A 15,326-nucleotide genomic window follows, 5' to 3' on the forward strand; every position below is an offset into this window, starting at 1 on the left:
GTGTTAATATGACTTTATACGAAGAATGTCTAGAAGCTCTTGGAGATAACAAAGAAGTCCTCACTATTTCTGAGACACGCAAATATCATGAACAACTTGGCGAAAGTTTCCCCTTCACATCATGGGGTAGAATTAAATGGGATGAAGTAACTACTCACAGATCTATTGATTATGCTGAAGATATCGACGAATGGTTAATTGAGAATAAAATAGATGATAAAACTGTTATTCTCCTTTGGGCTTACGGTGATTATCCAGCTGTAAAAACCAGCTTAGACAACGCCTTAAACGTAATTGATGATGTAACTGCTGTAGGTTCAGATACTTTCATGTTCAGCGAATCTGGTTATGTTATTGAATTTTTCCATGATGGAGATGTAACAATAGGAAAGGCAATTTGAAAATAATAGCCCTTCTTAGTAAAGAGGATCAATATGAACTTAGAGAAAAAAATGGAAGCTATATTAATTAAAAGAAAAAAACTTAATCCTAATGATGACTATGGAATTCAAAAAAGTTGGGATGAAATAATTGAAGTACTCTCAGAAAATGAGGAAAATACAATTAGCTATCTAGAAAATTGTAATAAAGAAGATTTATATTGGATCAGTGAAGTATTTGAAGACTTAGCTGAAAGTTTACCAAAGTAAAGAACTTATTAATTGTTTAAGAAAATTAGATGAAAAATACCCTGACTTAGAAATGACAAATGATATTGATATAGCAGAAAGTTATTTAGAATAAGATACGTACCATTTCTCAGATTTGAAGTTAACATTTCTTGGTGGTGATAAGTAATGATCGAAATCGAAATTTATGAACCTGTATTTCAATTTCTAGGAGGTATTTTTCATCAAGATATAGAAACTCCAGAATCAGCACTGGCCGAATACTTAGATGAGATACCAAAAGAAGAGCAAAAAACTGATATAGTAGCATTAAAAGATTTTATTAACAGCGATTACTCGGATGAAGAAAAGAATGATTTTATCGATGAAGCTGCTGACGGAGTGGACATTCTTAGTTACGACGTATCTCCAATCATATGGCTCGAACAAGTTATTCAAAAAATCGAAAAGAATATTGAAACCTTATAATCCATTAAACCTAGCATAGAAACAGGGCTGATTTTGACTTCACTTCTTAATCAGCCCCAAAGAAATTTCGTCCTCAATTCGTCCCCATGTAGGAACAAAGCTAACAAATATAACTAAATACAAAGTAAAAAACCCTTGCTGCGCAAGGGTTTAAGATATGATTCCGACTGGGCTCGAACCAGCGACCTCTACCCTGTCAAGGTATCCGCAAGTGATCCGATAAGTCAATCGGTAAGTCAAACGTTGGTATATCAGCGTTAAGTCATCGTTAAGTCAAACGGTTTTTATTTCGATATTACGAATTATAGCGTATAGCACCGCCACCGCGCAAGTCCACGTACCGTAACCCGCGAGATTATTCAAACGCCTTCCTGAAACGATCCATAAGCGATCCACCACGATTTAAGCGTGCCTTAACCGTCCAAGCCGCCTTCCTAAACCCCGCATATAGGTAATCGTCGAAACGCTTAATTTCGTGCGATTTCGCTTTCATAATCGTTGCGTGCCACGCTTCAACGAATGGAGCCGCATGATCTTCGAGTCTGATCGTTCTATCTACGCTTGCCTTAGCGCGAAGTAAAATACCGTAGTATTTATAAATCTTCTCGGCGTCAAAGTAGCGAGCCATTGCGTTATAGATATCGTTAGGCAACGAGCCCTTTAGCGCTTCAGCCGGGACCGTAGCCGTATCTAATACGTTATTTTGGTTTTTAGAACGCTTAATTAAATCCGATGGTTCGTTTTTCGTTTTCGGCGCTTCAACCGTTGATTCCGTAGGCTTCTCGGCTTGTCCGCGATTGGACATTGTCGACTGGTCATCCAGAGGCAAGATCACGATTATGTTCGCGCCTTTTCCTCCGTTTATCTTCCGCGTCGTGGCGACCTTCTTTACGATGTTCAAAGCCGCTAATTTATTCAGCGCCCTCCGCGCCGTCTTAACGGATTTCTCGATTAGACCCGCCAATGTTTCCGCTTTAAGATGCGCTGCCCCGCTAAACTTAACCGCGTAACGTGCGATCATCTTAAGCGCCTGGCGATCCGTATCGTTAAGCTCGTATGTATTGCGCTTGATATGTTCGTAGACAGCTTCGTTAAGTTGAGCCGTCGAGTCGAACGTTTGGTATTCCGCTAAGTAATGCATATCGTCAACCCCTTTCGTTTTATCGATATATCAGTAATTAAATAATAATAACTCATTATCAATAAGTCAATAATTTCATTTACAAAATATCGATAACGCGATAGAATAGACTTATCAAACGTCTAGGGGTGGTTTAGGTGCGCCTTTATATAAAGCTTGAAGAAATTTTGGACAAGCGAGGAATAAAGAAAACGAAATTTGCTGAAGAGATCGGCGTAAGAAATAACGTAATCTCTGAACTTTGCGCAAACCAACGCAGTACAGTAAATCGCGAACATGTAGCCAAAGTCGCTAAAGGATTAGGTATTACGGATATGAACGAACTATTTGAGATCCGCGACTAAATATTTCCGATTGATAACCGAACGCATATTCGCATATAATAAATGCGGAGGTGTTCGCCATGGAGATCGAGGATAAACGACGGGCGATGCGCATTATAATGCCGGAGCACAGAGCCGGCCTAGCGCGCCAAGCCGAAGAGAAACGGAAAGTTGAAAAGCCGCAACTGGATGCGCAGCAGATCGAGGATAGGGAAATAACGGTCGCACAGTCGATGGAGTTCGGTGCACCACTCGCATTCGAGGTATACGACGATGGATACATACGAGCAGTAATTGGCGCAGTACATTACGTGGATCACATACGGAAGGAGTTTCGCGTGAAGGACGCCCGAGGCGATACTAACTTCGTGAGGTTTGCGGATATCATAAACGTAAAAAACGCCCCATCCGGTTAAGGACGTGGCTAGTTTCGTTAGCTGACGCTCTTCTTTATATTCTCGGGCTTCACCCAATCAACCGCAATGTTTTGCTTACAGCGTCGGCAACTATCGTTAACTTTTCCGCTCGTTACGAAGTTTTTATCGTGACCACAATTCGGACAAGAGTATCGCGCGCCACCTAGTGAAATCGCGAAAAACGGAAGACTGAAAAAGGCGAGTCCTAAGCCCGGAAGGATACCGATAATCGTAAGACATAATAGTACCGAAATCAACATAATGAACGATCCAACGCACAAACTGATAATCCTACCGAATCCAAACTTTTTCTTCGCCACAGTCACCGTTTTATATTCCACGTTAATCCACCCGCCCTTTGTAAGTTAGTAAAATTATACTACGGCGCCAAACTTATCCGCAATGAGTTTTTATGTACGCGAGCACCTACGTTATCATACGTAAGCACTCGCTAAAAGTTTCGTTATTTCGTTGTGCCTTCGCGCTTGGCTCCGAGTTCAAAAAGACCTGTCGCCGCTAATCCCGCAAAGCCACCGGCCCATAACCGGAGCACCAAATCGAGGTCGGTAAACGGATAAGCAACCGCACCAAGTCCGATGCCAATCACGAAGCTTATCGCTGGAACTGCATTTGTCGGAAGCTTAACCGTTTTCTTAACCAGTTGAACAAGCGCCGTTAAGATAGGCGCTAGTACAGTCGCGAAAATTAAAACGTCTTGCATGCTATCGTCTCCTTTTCGTTTACTTTACTGTTGCGCCCGTTGATTTCGCCGCGTAAATATTTACTTTCCCGAACTGACCCGTCTTGATTGTATATACGTCCGTTTGTGGGTTCGCAAGGACTTCGTACTTCAGACCGCCGAATTTCTTAGGACGCAATGAGCCGCATTCGTTTCCTTTAACAGGCGCTTTGTTAGTCGGATAGATGCGCCATGAATCGGCAGAGGCCGGAAGGTATACGTATTTCTTACCGCTGGATGACGGTTTAGAAGAACCGCCTTTAAGCTTGAGCACCTGGCCGACGGAGATTTTATTCGCGTTCTTGATGCCGTTGTACGATTGAAGCTTCGCCATACTTACGCCTGTTTTCTCCGCGATTTCGGAAAGCGTGTCGCCTTTCTTGACGGTATAGGTAGACCCGGAAGTCTTAGGCGCTGAAGCAGCCGGTTTAGACGACTTACCGCCGAGCGCTTTAAGTTCCGCCGCAATAGCCGCCTTTACCGATTCCCATCGTCCCTCGGCAAGCACGCGATGCGGACAGTATTTACCGGACCAATCCTGGTGCTTACGTACGCGATCGACGCCCCAGCCGCGCTCTTTTAGTAATTGCGCGATAAATTTAATCGCCAGCTTTTCGGCCGCTTTATACTTTGCGCCGCCTGACTTCGAATAACAAACCTCTACTCCGATAGACGTGCGGTTTCCGGAATTCTTACTACTACCATCTCCGCAATGCCATGCGTTACGATCAGTCGGCAACCCTTGAACGACTTCCTTATCGTCCACCGCGAAATGGTAGCTCGTTGAACTTGTGTTTCCGATCATGTACCGAATCTCTGCGTCCGCTGAAGCGTCGTTCGCCGTATTGTGGAACGTAATGTACTTCGCATCCATTGAATACGGACACTTAACGGAATACTTACTTGATGCGACCAGATTCTTACGTACTGAAATCGCCATTTTATCGTCTCCTTTCGAAATTAAAAAAGCCCGCCGGGACTCTCACCTGACGGGCGTACTTCGTTTATTTACGTAAAAAGCGCGATACCTACCGTAAGTAACATCCCTACTACGGTTAGCATCACGCCCCATACCCATTTCGTATTTGCTTTCATATCCGCTATATCTGCGCGATTCTCTTTCGCCAACGCCAATGCTTCTTCGGATTTCTCGTCAGCACGTTCAGCTTTCGTTTTGACTTCGTTAAAGAAATCAACCTTGGTGTCTATCCGAACCAGCCACTCGCGAATGTCCGCTATTTTATCGTTGAGCTCGTTGTTACTCGGTTCCGCCATTGGGCCGCCTCCTTTCCGTTAATTACTAAGCCCCAGCAGATCCGTCAGTCGCCCCAGAAGGCCCTTCGCTGGGAGGCGTATTAGGATCGTACGGTTCACCGGTAATTTCTTCGTATTGTTCTGGTGTGATGCGACCGACCGCAACAACATCATAAACTTGTTTTTTCGTCCAACGACCTGTTTCATAAAACCCCTTGATGTATGTGAACCAATCTATCATATTACTCTCCCCCTATCGCAATTAGATAGTATAGATCCGCTACCTGTTGAGACAGGACTTCTATTTCGCTTGGTTTCGGTGCTGGCGGCTTCACACTGTCGATATAGTCTTGTGTTGCCGACTCAATCCAAACGCCTTTTTTTGGATCATACTTCGGATCATATAACCCAGCAGGGATTAACGCAGTTGTACAATTTGGCGGCAGTTCCTCGCCTGCTTCCGTGTTTATTTCGATATCAGCTTCGCCGTCATATTTGAAGTTATCATCGTAGAAAAGAACGTGCATACTCATCACCTCCGTTACCATAGTGGAATTCCGATGTTAAATGAAACTCTCGACACGCTTGCGCTATCGTTCGCCACCATGCCGTCATATCTTAAATCGCCGTCAGTCGTTAAGGAAAATCGAGCAGTACCATAAGATCCGATCGTCGGTACGACAAAATCGACTAGCTGCGTCGGTTTGTTCGTGAATTTTGCGACAGATGTTCCGATAGCTGGAAGAGTTCCGAAAGATCCGCGCAGCCACAGAACGTTGTTGCTGACGGAAAATTTGAACGGTCTACTCGTGTCCTGCGTTGCTCCGTTTATAAGGGTTACGTTATTCCATGTCGGCGTTAAGTCAGATGAAGTTAAAACGCGGCGCCACCCGTGCCATCCTGAATCCGTGTTTAAATAATTCGTAAACATGTTATTTTGATAATCAACTGCGACAACGTAGCCGAACGTACCTAAACCATTACTATCGGTTGCGGTCATATGAAAAAAGCCTCGCGTAGAGTTAGTAGAAGGTGCGTTTGCTGCCTTACCTGTGGAATAAAAAGTGCCGAACCGTCTCCCGCTTTGAGTAATTTTCATATAAAAATCGTCAGTGTCGCCTGCTGAGACGAGAACGCTTCCGATGTCATTCGTTATTTTAAATAACTGGCTTCCGTTCCACTTTGTTCGCTCATCAGCCGTAATATGCCGCACGTTATCGGCGACATGCGTATCAAAATCAGTCTTTGCTGCCTGTTTTACGTTGTCAACGTTAGCCAGGCCGACCTGAGCTTTCGTAACCTTATGCGGATTATCTGTTTTAGCAGCATGTAGGTCCGTATAAGCTTTCGCGTTCGCTTCCGCTGCATTCGCTTTCTCTTGGGCACCAGCCTTTGTTTCGATGTTCTCGAACTCGTTAAACTTCGCTTTTATTTCGTTAAGAGTTTGGTTTATCTCATCCGTAGTTTTATTGATATCCGCCTTCAGGTCTTCGAAATCTTCGATATAGTATTCCGCAAGGGGAGCGATATTGGTATCGATGAGCGCCTTATCAATTTCGAACGAAAATTTGTGAACGCTTAGGCTCTGTCCGTTATCGTAACTAACGTAAAGCTCCGCCATCACAGTTCCGGAGTGCCGAATTTGATCGTCGGTAAGGACGTAAAAAAGGACGCCTTCTAAAGCGTCCCCGACTTCCGTATTAACGTAAAACTCGCTGCCGTCCGCCATCCGCATGAATAGCTTGCCGTGTGTTGCGTTTGAGATCGGTAAAGGTTCGCCGTCCTTCGTCAGCTTGAACGTTATCTTTGCCGTCCCGATATCTTGCGTGCTGAATTGAATACCTGTAGTTACGCTTCGTTTGGTTGAGGCGGTAATTTCAAACGATTGTTCCGCATCGTTATATATCATTATCGAACCCCCTAGTGCTGCGGCGTAACGATCATTTGCGCTACACCGTATCCTTTTTCTGCGTTATAAGGCGTTTTAATTTTCATGACCGTTCCGTATCCGTTTGATTCCGCCTTCGTCGCGACTCCATCGACAGCAGTTACGCTATCACCTACCGCAACGGTCGAATCGATACGAACGAGTACCTGACCGATAAGACCGATAACATGCCACTCGTCTCTTTCTTCACGTGGCGTATACTCGACTGTTGGATCGTAGTTCGGGTTCTCTGCCGGAACCGTAACCAGTCGGCCATCTTCGTAAATTTCACGATAAATAAGCTCACCAAATTCATCCCGCAGATAACGGTCGTTCCAATAAAACGCAGCTCCACCGAGTACCAAGCCGGCCGTTTTCGACACTACGCCGAGTATCTTATCGCCACCGTCGGCTTTTCGGATCTTGTCGCCTACCAGTGTTACGAGGAACGAAGCGTCTATCTTTTGTCCGTCAATAGATTCGAAGTACTCTCCGAAGTCTTGTAGATTCGAAGCACTTTCGATCGCGGCCGTAGCCCGAACTCTTCCGTTCATAGCGTCCAGTTCGATTTTCTTATGGGCCTCCGACGCGTCGCCGTCGCCGTGACCTAAAGCAACGGTGTATTCTTTCGTGTTTATTACGTTTTTAGACGCAATTACGACCGAAGAACCGCTTTCGCCTTTCGTGTGCGAATTCCACGAATACAAAACACCATTTCGCGAACCTTCTGTTGTTGCACCGCCAGCTACACCTGCAATAAAGTTCCGTTCACCCTTCGCGATAATCGTACCTGAGCCCGCGATGATTGCGCTTGTATCCGTTAGGGGTGAACCGGAGGAAGCCGCCGCTCTAAATCCACCCTTCAGGTTGTTCGGAATCACCTTGTACTTTTGTCCAGCTAATACTGCTGCGTCCGCGTATCCGACGGCGCGAACTGCAATAATAGTCGCTTGGTTGTTCGGTGAGGTGATACCGGCTGTCCCGCCCCTAGTGTGAACAATGCCATTACTCAACGTAACGTAATAAACGCCGCCTCCGATTCCGATACCTACAGGCGCCGAATCATGAATCGTAAAGTTCGAAATGTAGATATCGTCTGTGCGCTGAGCTCCTCCGTAAATATGAACGTCTGATCCCGCTGTTGCGAATCCGTACATCTGCAAACCATTTACGTTGATCTTCCGGCTTTTGTATTGAAACGCGATAATGTCCGTACCTTTATAATCATATGTCGGATCGCCAATTGCCCGGAAATTTGAAATCATAACACGTTGGTAGGCCGATATTACAAGGGCTTTCGGGGCCAGACCGGCATATAAACCATTGTAGATCGGTTCGCGCGCTGTACAATCAACTAATGTAACATCTCTCGCCGTCTCACTCCACGGTTCTGCCGCTAAGTGGTGACCGATGTGACGCAAGTCGTACGCCCGAATGTCACGGTAGGATTCATGCCCACGAATATGGACGTTCTGAGAAGCCGGCCATGCTGCGTGCGCTTTTACTTCGACGCCTCTTACGTTTCCTTCGGTGTAACAATCGACAACCCATACGTTTTTTGATCCGTCATCTATTTCGATACCGTTCGAGTTTGCCTTCCCCGCTGTGTGCGCCTTTCCGCTAGGGTTAGTCATTACGCAATTAGAAATGAAGATGTACTCGCTATAGTGCGTAGAGATTCCGTCGTCACCGTAACCTGAGCCGACGCAACGATCGAACCAAATGTATCGGCAGCCTTGTTGTGTATAATCCGTTGCGCTAATATCGTAAGTTGGCGCTGAGGCATCGAAACTATGAAGTCCCGGATTAATGCTTTCTACTTCGCGCACGATGCTGAACTTAACCTGTGCAAGTGTTAAACCGCTCGAGTGCAAGCCGCCCGTTGCTCCGACGCCACCTTGACGATTCGGATTCCAGTCTAACGTCATACCTTCGACGGTGATGTTTCGGTTGCCTCCGGCATGGTCCGCGTTAGTGACCACCCATTCGCTTGCCGGCGTGTCTTCGTGAAGCTTCAGCGTTGTAACTCCGATTCCTTGACCGACCATATAAGTCCACGACGGAAGCTTAACGCCCTTTACGATATATGTTCCCGCCGATAAATTAAGACGGACTTTACCGGTACCGATCGCCTTCTGGAACGCTTCTGTACTATCTTTAATGCCGGTCGGATCTGCTCCGAAGTCATCAACGTTAACCGTCCTTTTGATTTTCTGCAAAAGCTTAAGGTACTCGCGATCAAGCCGTTCTTTTAATAACGGAAATACTTCCCCGTCAGTTCCTACGCGTGAATCTACGACTTCTTTTACATTAGTTCCATCCGCGTTAAGAATCAGGTTTTTCATGCGGTTATAAAGACTGTCTACGTATGTTCGCAAAGAAAAACCGCCATGGTCGATTTGATCCGACGTGTGGGCGGTCTCTGCGTTCTTATGTGCGGTAATCTCACGGTATGAGCCTTTAATGTCATCCGCAATATCATCGAGGTTTTGGTTGTGATTATTACGAAAGCCACGATCCCATCCCGATCCCGCTTTTCTGTACGGATATTTCGGCATTCTATTCCTCCTCGTTATTTATTTTCTAGTGCTGTTAGCCGTTGGTTTATGGACTCCAGTTGTTGCGGCAAGGTCGAAATATCAACGGTTTCGGTACCGACCTTTATATGCTTTAATTTCGTAAAGTCCGCTGCGCTCATGAGTCCGTTATTTGTTTCAGAGGCCAACACAATAGATACCTGGCCGTCTGGACCTAAAACGATACTGGCTAATTTCGTAAAGTCCGCCGAACTCATTAATCCGTCAGTCGTTGCGCTTGCAAGTGAATATCTCGGTATCTGAGACGGGTCATAGCCAGTCTCGAATTGCGTATATTGACCGATAGTAACCGCATTACTTTTTATCTTTCCGGTGGTACCGTCGATAACCTTTCCGATGACCTTTTTAGTTCGGTTAAACTCGGAAACAATGTCGGTTGAGCTTTTCGTGAGCGTGCCTAGTGTATATTTCGGAGATTTACTCGGGTCCGAATAATCCTCTTTTTCGGTCACGCGAAGCTGAACGTCTATACCGAAAGGATCGAGAATGCACCAAACGTAGTCTCCTTTGCGAATGTCCTGAATACCCATTTCAAGGAGCTCAACGTAAGTTAACGTAATAGAGATATCGATACGATCGTATAATTCGCTTTTTATTCGCTCAAGTAAATCCGCCTTGACGGTGTAGCGATCATCTCGCACTGGATCAGCGTGCCTTATACCGAGAACCGACGCTAGTGGACTCGTATACTCCGCTTCAATTCCCTTACCGAATCCTCGAATAAAGGTTTTTATGTCGCTCGTATCGATTTCCTGTTGCGGATCTTGAACGTTAAATTTATACCGGATTTGATTATCGGTAACACGTGCGATTTCTTTCGCGACAAATATAACGTTTTGTACACATTCGAATTCTGCTCCGAATTTCTCGACGATATCTTCCAGCAGCGAGAGCGAATTAGCATCGCCGAAATTTTCGATAGTCACCGATGTTGGAAGTCCGGTCGTATCAACGCTATAGGCGTAAGGCGTACCGGATAATGCGATTTCTAACGCAGCCTCTGGACGATAAGCCTTTTCGCCTTTGTGCGTATCGTAGATATAGTGATCACGCAAATCTATAAACATCTTATGAATCGCAGTTGCTTCGATTTTGATAGATTCACCGATTGGCTTTGTACTAAGTTTCTTTATAACGTAAAGTTCCGACTTATATTCGAAAATATTATCGTTCTTAATTAAAGCAACCGCGTGCTCATTTACGTCAGTTCGTACGCCTGAAACACTTATCGTTTTTTCGTTGTTGATGCCGCTGTTCCTAGTTACGCTAAATCCAGCGAGCAATTCAACCGCGCCGGTAAGTGAATGTACGAACAGGTCCGTGCTTACTTCGTCCTCATATGGTATCGTCGTTGGAGTTGCGGGAATTACCGGATTAGTGTCGCTAGACGATGTGTCGTATTGCGTTAGTTTATACGTTGATATAATGCTGTTTAACTTCGTAGCATACGATGGATCGGTTGCATACCCGGCTTTTACTAGCGCAGCCGTGGCTTTTTTATAATCGGACTCGCCTACGACAGCTTTATAGTGTTTCGGGTCCCAACTCGTTCCATTAACGTAAAGCTTGGCGAGGTCCTGCATCGATTCATACCACGAAGGGTACTTACGAAACTTTGCGTCGACTTGAACGTTTCTACCGTCGATAACTTCCCACGTTTTCATAATTACGTACTGACCGTTGTATTCGCCTTTTACGCCGAAAAGGTTTTTTCCGTTTACCGCGAGGCCGCTAGTTCCGTAGGCACTTTCAAGGCAACCCTGCGCAATAACGAGGCTCGCAAGAATCTTATATTTGACGAATATCTTTTGCGCGTCCGGGGCGATTTCCTTAATAAAGCTGGCGCTACTCATTTCGGGCCTCCCTTATAAATAATAAAAACGGAAGTCGAATTTTATTTCGAAGCTTCCGCTTGTTCCTGCCATTTTAAAATCGTTCCATCCGGGGGCTAGTCTAATTACTTTTCGATTCGTCTGTCCGAAAACACTTACGTTATTCTTTTTAACTTGGACTCTATTTAACGATAGAACGTCCTTGGCACCAGTCGTTCCGCTGTACTGAAAAACGTCTCCCATCGTACTATTTGTAATCGTTAGTTTGCTAGACGCTCCTTTGTACGTAATTATCAACGGCAGCTCCCTTGGGTCTATCTCTTCGGTTCCTGCGTTAAAGATTCGGAAAGTATTGGTTTTGAACGAATACTTGTAATCTTCATCGGTTAATCCTTCGCCTATTTGCCAGAGGTCGGAATCGAAGGTAAACGGGCTTAACGTAGTTCCGATCGATTCAGAAAACGGCTTAAATGATATGAATGAGATATCAAAAAAGCCGTATATCCTGTTCTGATCGATAGAGTACTCTTGATTCGTTTTTACAAACCAACGCTTGCCCGGATTATAACCGTCAGTGATATAAAAAGCCTGCCTCGAATCGAATAACGCGAAAACCTCATCGCGCATAAGGTGATAATCGGTAAGGTCAGCCGCTTTCATATAAAAGGAACAGTCGATGATACGCGGACCATAAACTGTTCCCAAATCTACTTCGCCTTGCGCGCCTTCAATACTTTCCGAAGAGTGGATAGGCGATGGAGAACGCGGCTTAAATTCTTTGAGTGTTATTCCTAGCGCTTCTAAATCGTAAGTAGTTCCGTTGAGTTTCGTTATAATCAGATTTAACAACCGCCCCATCACCCCTGCATCAGATTTTTAATCGAAATTTTCCGCCCTTGTTCCGCACTTACAACGCGTTCTGTCCTGCGCCCGATCTCTTCGCTATCCATCACGGTCACTAGCTCGATGTGCATCGGCTGCCCGACGTTCGGCTCCGCAACTGACGCTTCGAAGGCGTGTTTGACTTTCGCCATCTTGCCGCCTGTCAACACCATCGACGGATTGTACGCGTAATCCTGTGCGTCAATCATGGCTGCGTTCGCCATTGCGTCTGCCGCTGACTGAACCGCTCCGATATTTCGTTCGATACCGACCGCCAAACCTAACGGTAAGAATTTACCGACTTCATCACGGAATACGCGAGAAGGCGAGTGAATACCGAAGAAGCTTTTGATTCCGTCCGTAATGCTGCCCGCAAAGTCGCCAATTTTTCCGAGAATCCAATCTTTCACGGAGTTGATTCCGTTCCAGAGACCCTTGATCAAATCGACCCCGGCATCGAACACTTTACTCACGTTATCGCCGATTGCGCCTGCCAAATCCGTCACGATTTTTACGCCCATCTGCAGGAGCTTTGGCGCGGCCTGAATTAATCCGTTCACGAGCGCAACTAGTAACTTAATTCCGAGATCGATTAATTGCGGCATAAATCGGATGATCGTATCAACTAATCGCGTAAGTAACGTAATTGCTGCCGAAACTAATTGCGGAAGCGCCTGGATCAAGCCGTTGACTAGCGCAATGATTAAACGGACGCCCGCGTCAATGATTTTCGGTAAATTATTGATCAGCGCCTGGACCAAACTGACGATTAAGAACAGCGCCATTTCGATGAGTTGCGGAAGCATCGTAATAATTCCGTCGACCAAAGCCGTCAGTATCTGGATGCCCGCTTCGAGTATTAACGGTAGATTCGTCACAATTGCGTTAATAAGCGCCATAATAAGCTGCAGCGCCGCCTCGATTAATTGCGGAAGAACCTGGATGATTCCGTTAATCAGCGCATTCAATATCTGGATGCCGGCCTCAATGATCATCGGTAGTAACGTCACAATTGTCGTAATCAACATCGTTAGTAATTGCGTAGCTGCCGTAATGATTGCCGGAAGTGCCGTGACAATTCCCTGGATCAGCGACGTAATGATTAAGATTCCCGCGCCAAGGAGCATCGGTAAGAGCGTTGTGATCGATTGGATTAAAGTCGTTATGACTTGCGTAATCGCCGTTAGGATATTCGGAAGCGCCTGCGTAAATCCGGTTAGAAGTCCCGTTATGATCTGAACGCCAGCCTGCGCAAGCATCGGTAGATTCGTAGTAATCGCGTTTACGACAGAAGTTACGAGATTGACAAAACCGTTTAGAAACGTCGGCAAGTATGTCTGTAGGCCCTGTTCGATTGCCGGCAGAAATTTAGCGCCCGTAATGATCAAGCCCGGTATGCCGCCGACTAACAATCCGATGATTGTCGGAATGTATTGCGCGATAGAACTAAAGTCGCCTTGAAACGCTTTATTGACGGCGCTTATCAAATTCGTAATCGCGTTTTGTACGGCCGTTGCGCCAGCGATGATTAACTGGACGACTGATTCCGGAAGAATCTGACGCAACTTATCGGCACCGCTTGCGAAGTCACCCGTTAGAACCGTTGCTAAACCGCTAAATAGCGTCTTCAGTGTCGCAAGGGCCGGGGCGAGCTTTGCGCCGATCGTGTTCGCCAAGGCTTCGAGCTTAGTACGGATGGCTTCGTTGTTTTTGATTAACAACGCGATGGCTGCGACTGCCGCGACGATTGCTCCGACCACAAGCCCGATATGCGCGATAATTAGTAGCAATACCGAACTCGTTACGCCTAATGCTGCGGCTACCCCGCTGAATGCTGCTACTAGCGTTCCTACTGCGGAAACTACCGAACCTATGAAGATTAAAATTACGCCAAAAACAGCGACTAAGCCTGTAACAACAGTGACTGCCGCCCCTGCGTACGCTATAAACTTTTGCATGCCCGGCGAGAGTTTGTTAAACCCATCGACTAGAAACTGCGCAATACTAACGAGTTTAGACAACGCTGGCAATAGCGCATTACCGACGGATATTTGTGCCGTTTCAAAGGCGCCGCTAAGTTCTTCGATCTGGCCCTTAAGATTGTTCATTTTCTCCGCAGCTACTTCAGCCGCAGTGACCTTAGACATTTCCTTCCACATTTCTTTGGCGCCTTTAGATCCTTCTTTCATCATGATGTTTGCTGCCCGGATAGCGTCAGTACCGAACATTGTCTTAAGCGCGGCCTGTTGTTGTTGCGACGTAAGCCCTTTAAGTTTTTCCCGCAGGACTTCCGACATTTCTGCGAACGACTTAACGTTGCCCTCTGCGTCATAGAACGCGTTTGATCCGTCTTTAGTAATCAGTCCAAGCTCTTCCATCTGGCCGTATGCAGCTTCCGAACTTGGCGTTAAATTTAACAGCATCGTCTTGAGTGACGTACCAGCGTCCGAACCTTTGAGTCCGTTTTGCGCGAATATAGCAAGTGCTGTGGACGTATCTTTGAACGACAACCCAACGCCTGAAGCAACCGCCGATACCATAGATAGGCCGTACTTTAGTTCGTGGACGTCCGTCGCTGAAGCGTTGGCCGCGCCCGCCAGCATATTCGCCGCCTGCGTAACTGAAAGGCCGTCTTTCTTAAAGGCGTTTAGCGCTGTCGATGCGATTTCGGCTGCTTCTCCGAGGTCTAATTCGCCGGCAACCGCCAAGTCGAGCGCCCCTGCTAGACCGCCGCCCATGATGTCCTCTAACGAAACGCCGGCTTTAATAAGCTCCTCGATCCCCTGGCCGGCCTCTAACGAACTAAATTTCGTCTTCGCGCCCATATCGATTGCTAAGTCCGTAAGTTTTTCCATCGTATCGCCGGTTGCGCCAGATACCGCCTTAACGTTAGACATCTGCGCCTCGAAGTCCATCGCTTTGTTAACCGCAGAGCCTAACCCAGCGCCTACGCCTGCCGCGACTGCTCCGAACCCTAACGCAATAGACTGACCCATACTCTGAAGTTGCGAACCGAAGTCTCTAAGCGAGTTCTGCGATCGTTGCAATTCCGTAGTTAGGTTAGAAATATCGGCGCCAATCCGGACGATAATCGATTGATCCGCCATATAGCCCCTCC

Annotated in this window: 15 protein-coding genes and 1 pseudogene; 5 read left to right on the forward strand and 11 right to left on the reverse strand. The window is 46.3% G+C overall.

The window, feature by feature from the left end; genetic code table 11:
* The first annotated feature begins 8 nt into the window (after positions 1-8).
* The 3 genes and pseudogenes from LNN34_RS09685 (at position 9) to LNN34_RS09695 (ending at position 1,097) form a co-directional block, all read left to right on the forward strand.
* Positions 9-401 carry a hypothetical protein gene (locus LNN34_RS09685; protein WP_059336153.1) on the forward strand — a complete coding sequence of 131 codons (393 nt, stop codon included), beginning with the start codon at positions 9-11 and terminating at the stop codon, positions 399-401.
* A gap of 33 nt (positions 402-434) precedes the next feature.
* Positions 435-744: pseudogene (locus LNN34_RS09690) on the forward strand (hypothetical protein).
* Positions 745-797: 53 nt separating this feature from the next.
* On the forward strand, positions 798-1,097 hold the full coding sequence (locus LNN34_RS09695) for a contact-dependent growth inhibition system immunity protein (RefSeq protein ID WP_229043162.1): 300 nt from the start codon (positions 798-800) through the stop codon (positions 1,095-1,097).
* A gap of 355 nt (positions 1,098-1,452) precedes the next feature.
* Here the strand turns inward: LNN34_RS09695 and LNN34_RS09700 are convergent, their stop codons facing one another.
* Entirely contained in the window at positions 1,453-2,238 is a 786-nt protein-coding gene (locus LNN34_RS09700) for a helix-turn-helix domain-containing protein (RefSeq protein WP_229043163.1), read from the reverse strand.
* 137 nt (positions 2,239-2,375) lie between these two features.
* Between LNN34_RS09700 and LNN34_RS09705 the strand changes: the two genes are divergently transcribed.
* Together LNN34_RS09705 and LNN34_RS09710 are read left to right on the forward strand one after the other, a co-directional pair.
* Complete coding sequence (locus LNN34_RS09705) at positions 2,376-2,582, forward strand: helix-turn-helix domain-containing protein (RefSeq protein ID WP_088110627.1); 207 nt, start codon at positions 2,376-2,378, stop codon at positions 2,580-2,582.
* 59 nt (positions 2,583-2,641) lie between these two features.
* Entirely contained in the window at positions 2,642-2,977 is a 336-nt protein-coding gene (locus tag LNN34_RS09710) for a YolD-like family protein (protein ID WP_229043164.1), read from the forward strand.
* A gap of 463 nt (positions 2,978-3,440) precedes the next feature.
* Here the strand turns inward: LNN34_RS09710 and LNN34_RS09715 are convergent, their stop codons facing one another.
* From LNN34_RS09715 to LNN34_RS09760, 10 genes are all read right to left on the reverse strand, one after another.
* Entirely contained in the window at positions 3,441-3,698 is a 258-nt protein-coding gene (locus LNN34_RS09715; protein WP_229043165.1) for a holin, read from the reverse strand.
* Between the two features lie 19 nt (positions 3,699-3,717).
* On the reverse strand, positions 3,718-4,656 hold the full coding sequence (locus tag LNN34_RS09720; protein WP_229043166.1) for an N-acetylmuramoyl-L-alanine amidase: 939 nt from the start codon (positions 4,654-4,656) through the stop codon (positions 3,718-3,720).
* A gap of 68 nt (positions 4,657-4,724) precedes the next feature.
* Entirely contained in the window at positions 4,725-4,991 is a 267-nt protein-coding gene (locus tag LNN34_RS09725) for a hemolysin XhlA family protein (RefSeq protein ID WP_229043167.1), read from the reverse strand.
* 25 nt (positions 4,992-5,016) lie between these two features.
* Positions 5,017-5,211: an XkdX family protein gene (locus LNN34_RS09730; RefSeq protein WP_229043168.1), complete on the reverse strand. Its 195-nt coding sequence runs from the start codon at positions 5,209-5,211 to the stop codon at positions 5,017-5,019.
* A gap of 1 nt (position 5,212) precedes the next feature.
* Positions 5,213-5,497: a hypothetical protein gene (locus LNN34_RS09735; protein ID WP_229043169.1), complete on the reverse strand. Its 285-nt coding sequence runs from the start codon at positions 5,495-5,497 to the stop codon at positions 5,213-5,215.
* Between the two features lie 14 nt (positions 5,498-5,511).
* Positions 5,512-6,879, reverse strand: a complete 1,368-nt coding sequence (locus tag LNN34_RS09740; protein WP_229043170.1) for a phage baseplate upper protein — start codon at positions 6,877-6,879, stop codon at positions 5,512-5,514.
* A gap of 11 nt (positions 6,880-6,890) precedes the next feature.
* Positions 6,891-9,455 carry a peptidase G2 autoproteolytic cleavage domain-containing protein gene (locus LNN34_RS09745; protein ID WP_229043171.1) on the reverse strand — a complete coding sequence of 855 codons (2,565 nt, stop codon included), beginning with the start codon at positions 9,453-9,455 and terminating at the stop codon, positions 6,891-6,893.
* Between the two features lie 14 nt (positions 9,456-9,469).
* Entirely contained in the window at positions 9,470-11,347 is a 1,878-nt protein-coding gene (locus LNN34_RS09750; RefSeq protein ID WP_229043172.1) for a phage tail protein, read from the reverse strand.
* Positions 11,348-11,359: 12 nt separating this feature from the next.
* Positions 11,360-12,184, reverse strand: coding sequence for a phage tail family protein (locus LNN34_RS09755; RefSeq protein ID WP_229043173.1), 825 nt, complete (start codon positions 12,182-12,184; stop codon positions 11,360-11,362).
* Positions 12,184-15,315 carry a phage tail tape measure protein gene (locus LNN34_RS09760; protein WP_324251396.1) on the reverse strand — a complete coding sequence of 1,044 codons (3,132 nt, stop codon included), beginning with the start codon at positions 15,313-15,315 and terminating at the stop codon, positions 12,184-12,186. Before LNN34_RS09760 ends, LNN34_RS09755 begins: the two co-directional genes overlap by 1 nt.
* Positions 15,316-15,326 lie beyond the last annotated feature (11 nt).

The sequence above is a fragment of the Bacillus sp. AF23 genome, from assembly GCF_020861455.1.
Lineage (GTDB): Bacteria > Bacillota > Bacilli > Bacillales > Bacillaceae > Bacillus > Bacillus halotolerans.

What these genes read in the sequence shown, in the direction of transcription:
- LNN34_RS09710 (WP_229043164.1), top strand. Translation starts at nt 2,642, where the DNA reads ATGGAGATCGAGGATAAACGACGGGCGATGCGCATTATAATGCCGGAG.
- LNN34_RS09695 (WP_229043162.1), top strand. Translation starts at nt 798, where the DNA reads ATGATCGAAATCGAAATTTATGAACCTGTATTTCAATTTCTAGGAGGT.
- LNN34_RS09720 (WP_229043166.1), bottom strand. Translation starts at nt 4,656, where the DNA reads ATGGCGATTTCAGTACGTAAGAATCTGGTCGCATCAAGTAAGTATTCC.
- LNN34_RS09700 (WP_229043163.1), bottom strand. Translation starts at nt 2,238, where the DNA reads ATGCATTACTTAGCGGAATACCAAACGTTCGACTCGACGGCTCAACTT.
- LNN34_RS09745 (WP_229043171.1), bottom strand. Translation starts at nt 9,455, where the DNA reads ATGCCGAAATATCCGTACAGAAAAGCGGGATCGGGATGGGATCGTGGC.
- LNN34_RS09755 (WP_229043173.1), bottom strand. Translation starts at nt 12,184, where the DNA reads ATGGGGCGGTTGTTAAATCTGATTATAACGAAACTCAACGGAACTACT.
- LNN34_RS09725 (WP_229043167.1), bottom strand. Translation starts at nt 4,991, where the DNA reads ATGGCGGAACCGAGTAACAACGAGCTCAACGATAAAATAGCGGACATT.
- LNN34_RS09740 (WP_229043170.1), bottom strand. Translation starts at nt 6,879, where the DNA reads ATGATATATAACGATGCGGAACAATCGTTTGAAATTACCGCCTCAACC.
- LNN34_RS09760 (WP_324251396.1), bottom strand. Translation starts at nt 15,315, where the DNA reads ATGGCGGATCAATCGATTATCGTCCGGATTGGCGCCGATATTTCTAAC.
- LNN34_RS09735 (WP_229043169.1), bottom strand. Translation starts at nt 5,497, where the DNA reads ATGCACGTTCTTTTCTACGATGATAACTTCAAATATGACGGCGAAGCT.
- LNN34_RS09730 (WP_229043168.1), bottom strand. Translation starts at nt 5,211, where the DNA reads ATGATAGATTGGTTCACATACATCAAGGGGTTTTATGAAACAGGTCGT.
- LNN34_RS09750 (WP_229043172.1), bottom strand. Translation starts at nt 11,347, where the DNA reads ATGAGTAGCGCCAGCTTTATTAAGGAAATCGCCCCGGACGCGCAAAAG.
- LNN34_RS09715 (WP_229043165.1), bottom strand. Translation starts at nt 3,698, where the DNA reads ATGCAAGACGTTTTAATTTTCGCGACTGTACTAGCGCCTATCTTAACG.
- LNN34_RS09685 (WP_059336153.1), top strand. Translation starts at nt 9, where the DNA reads ATGACTTTATACGAAGAATGTCTAGAAGCTCTTGGAGATAACAAAGAA.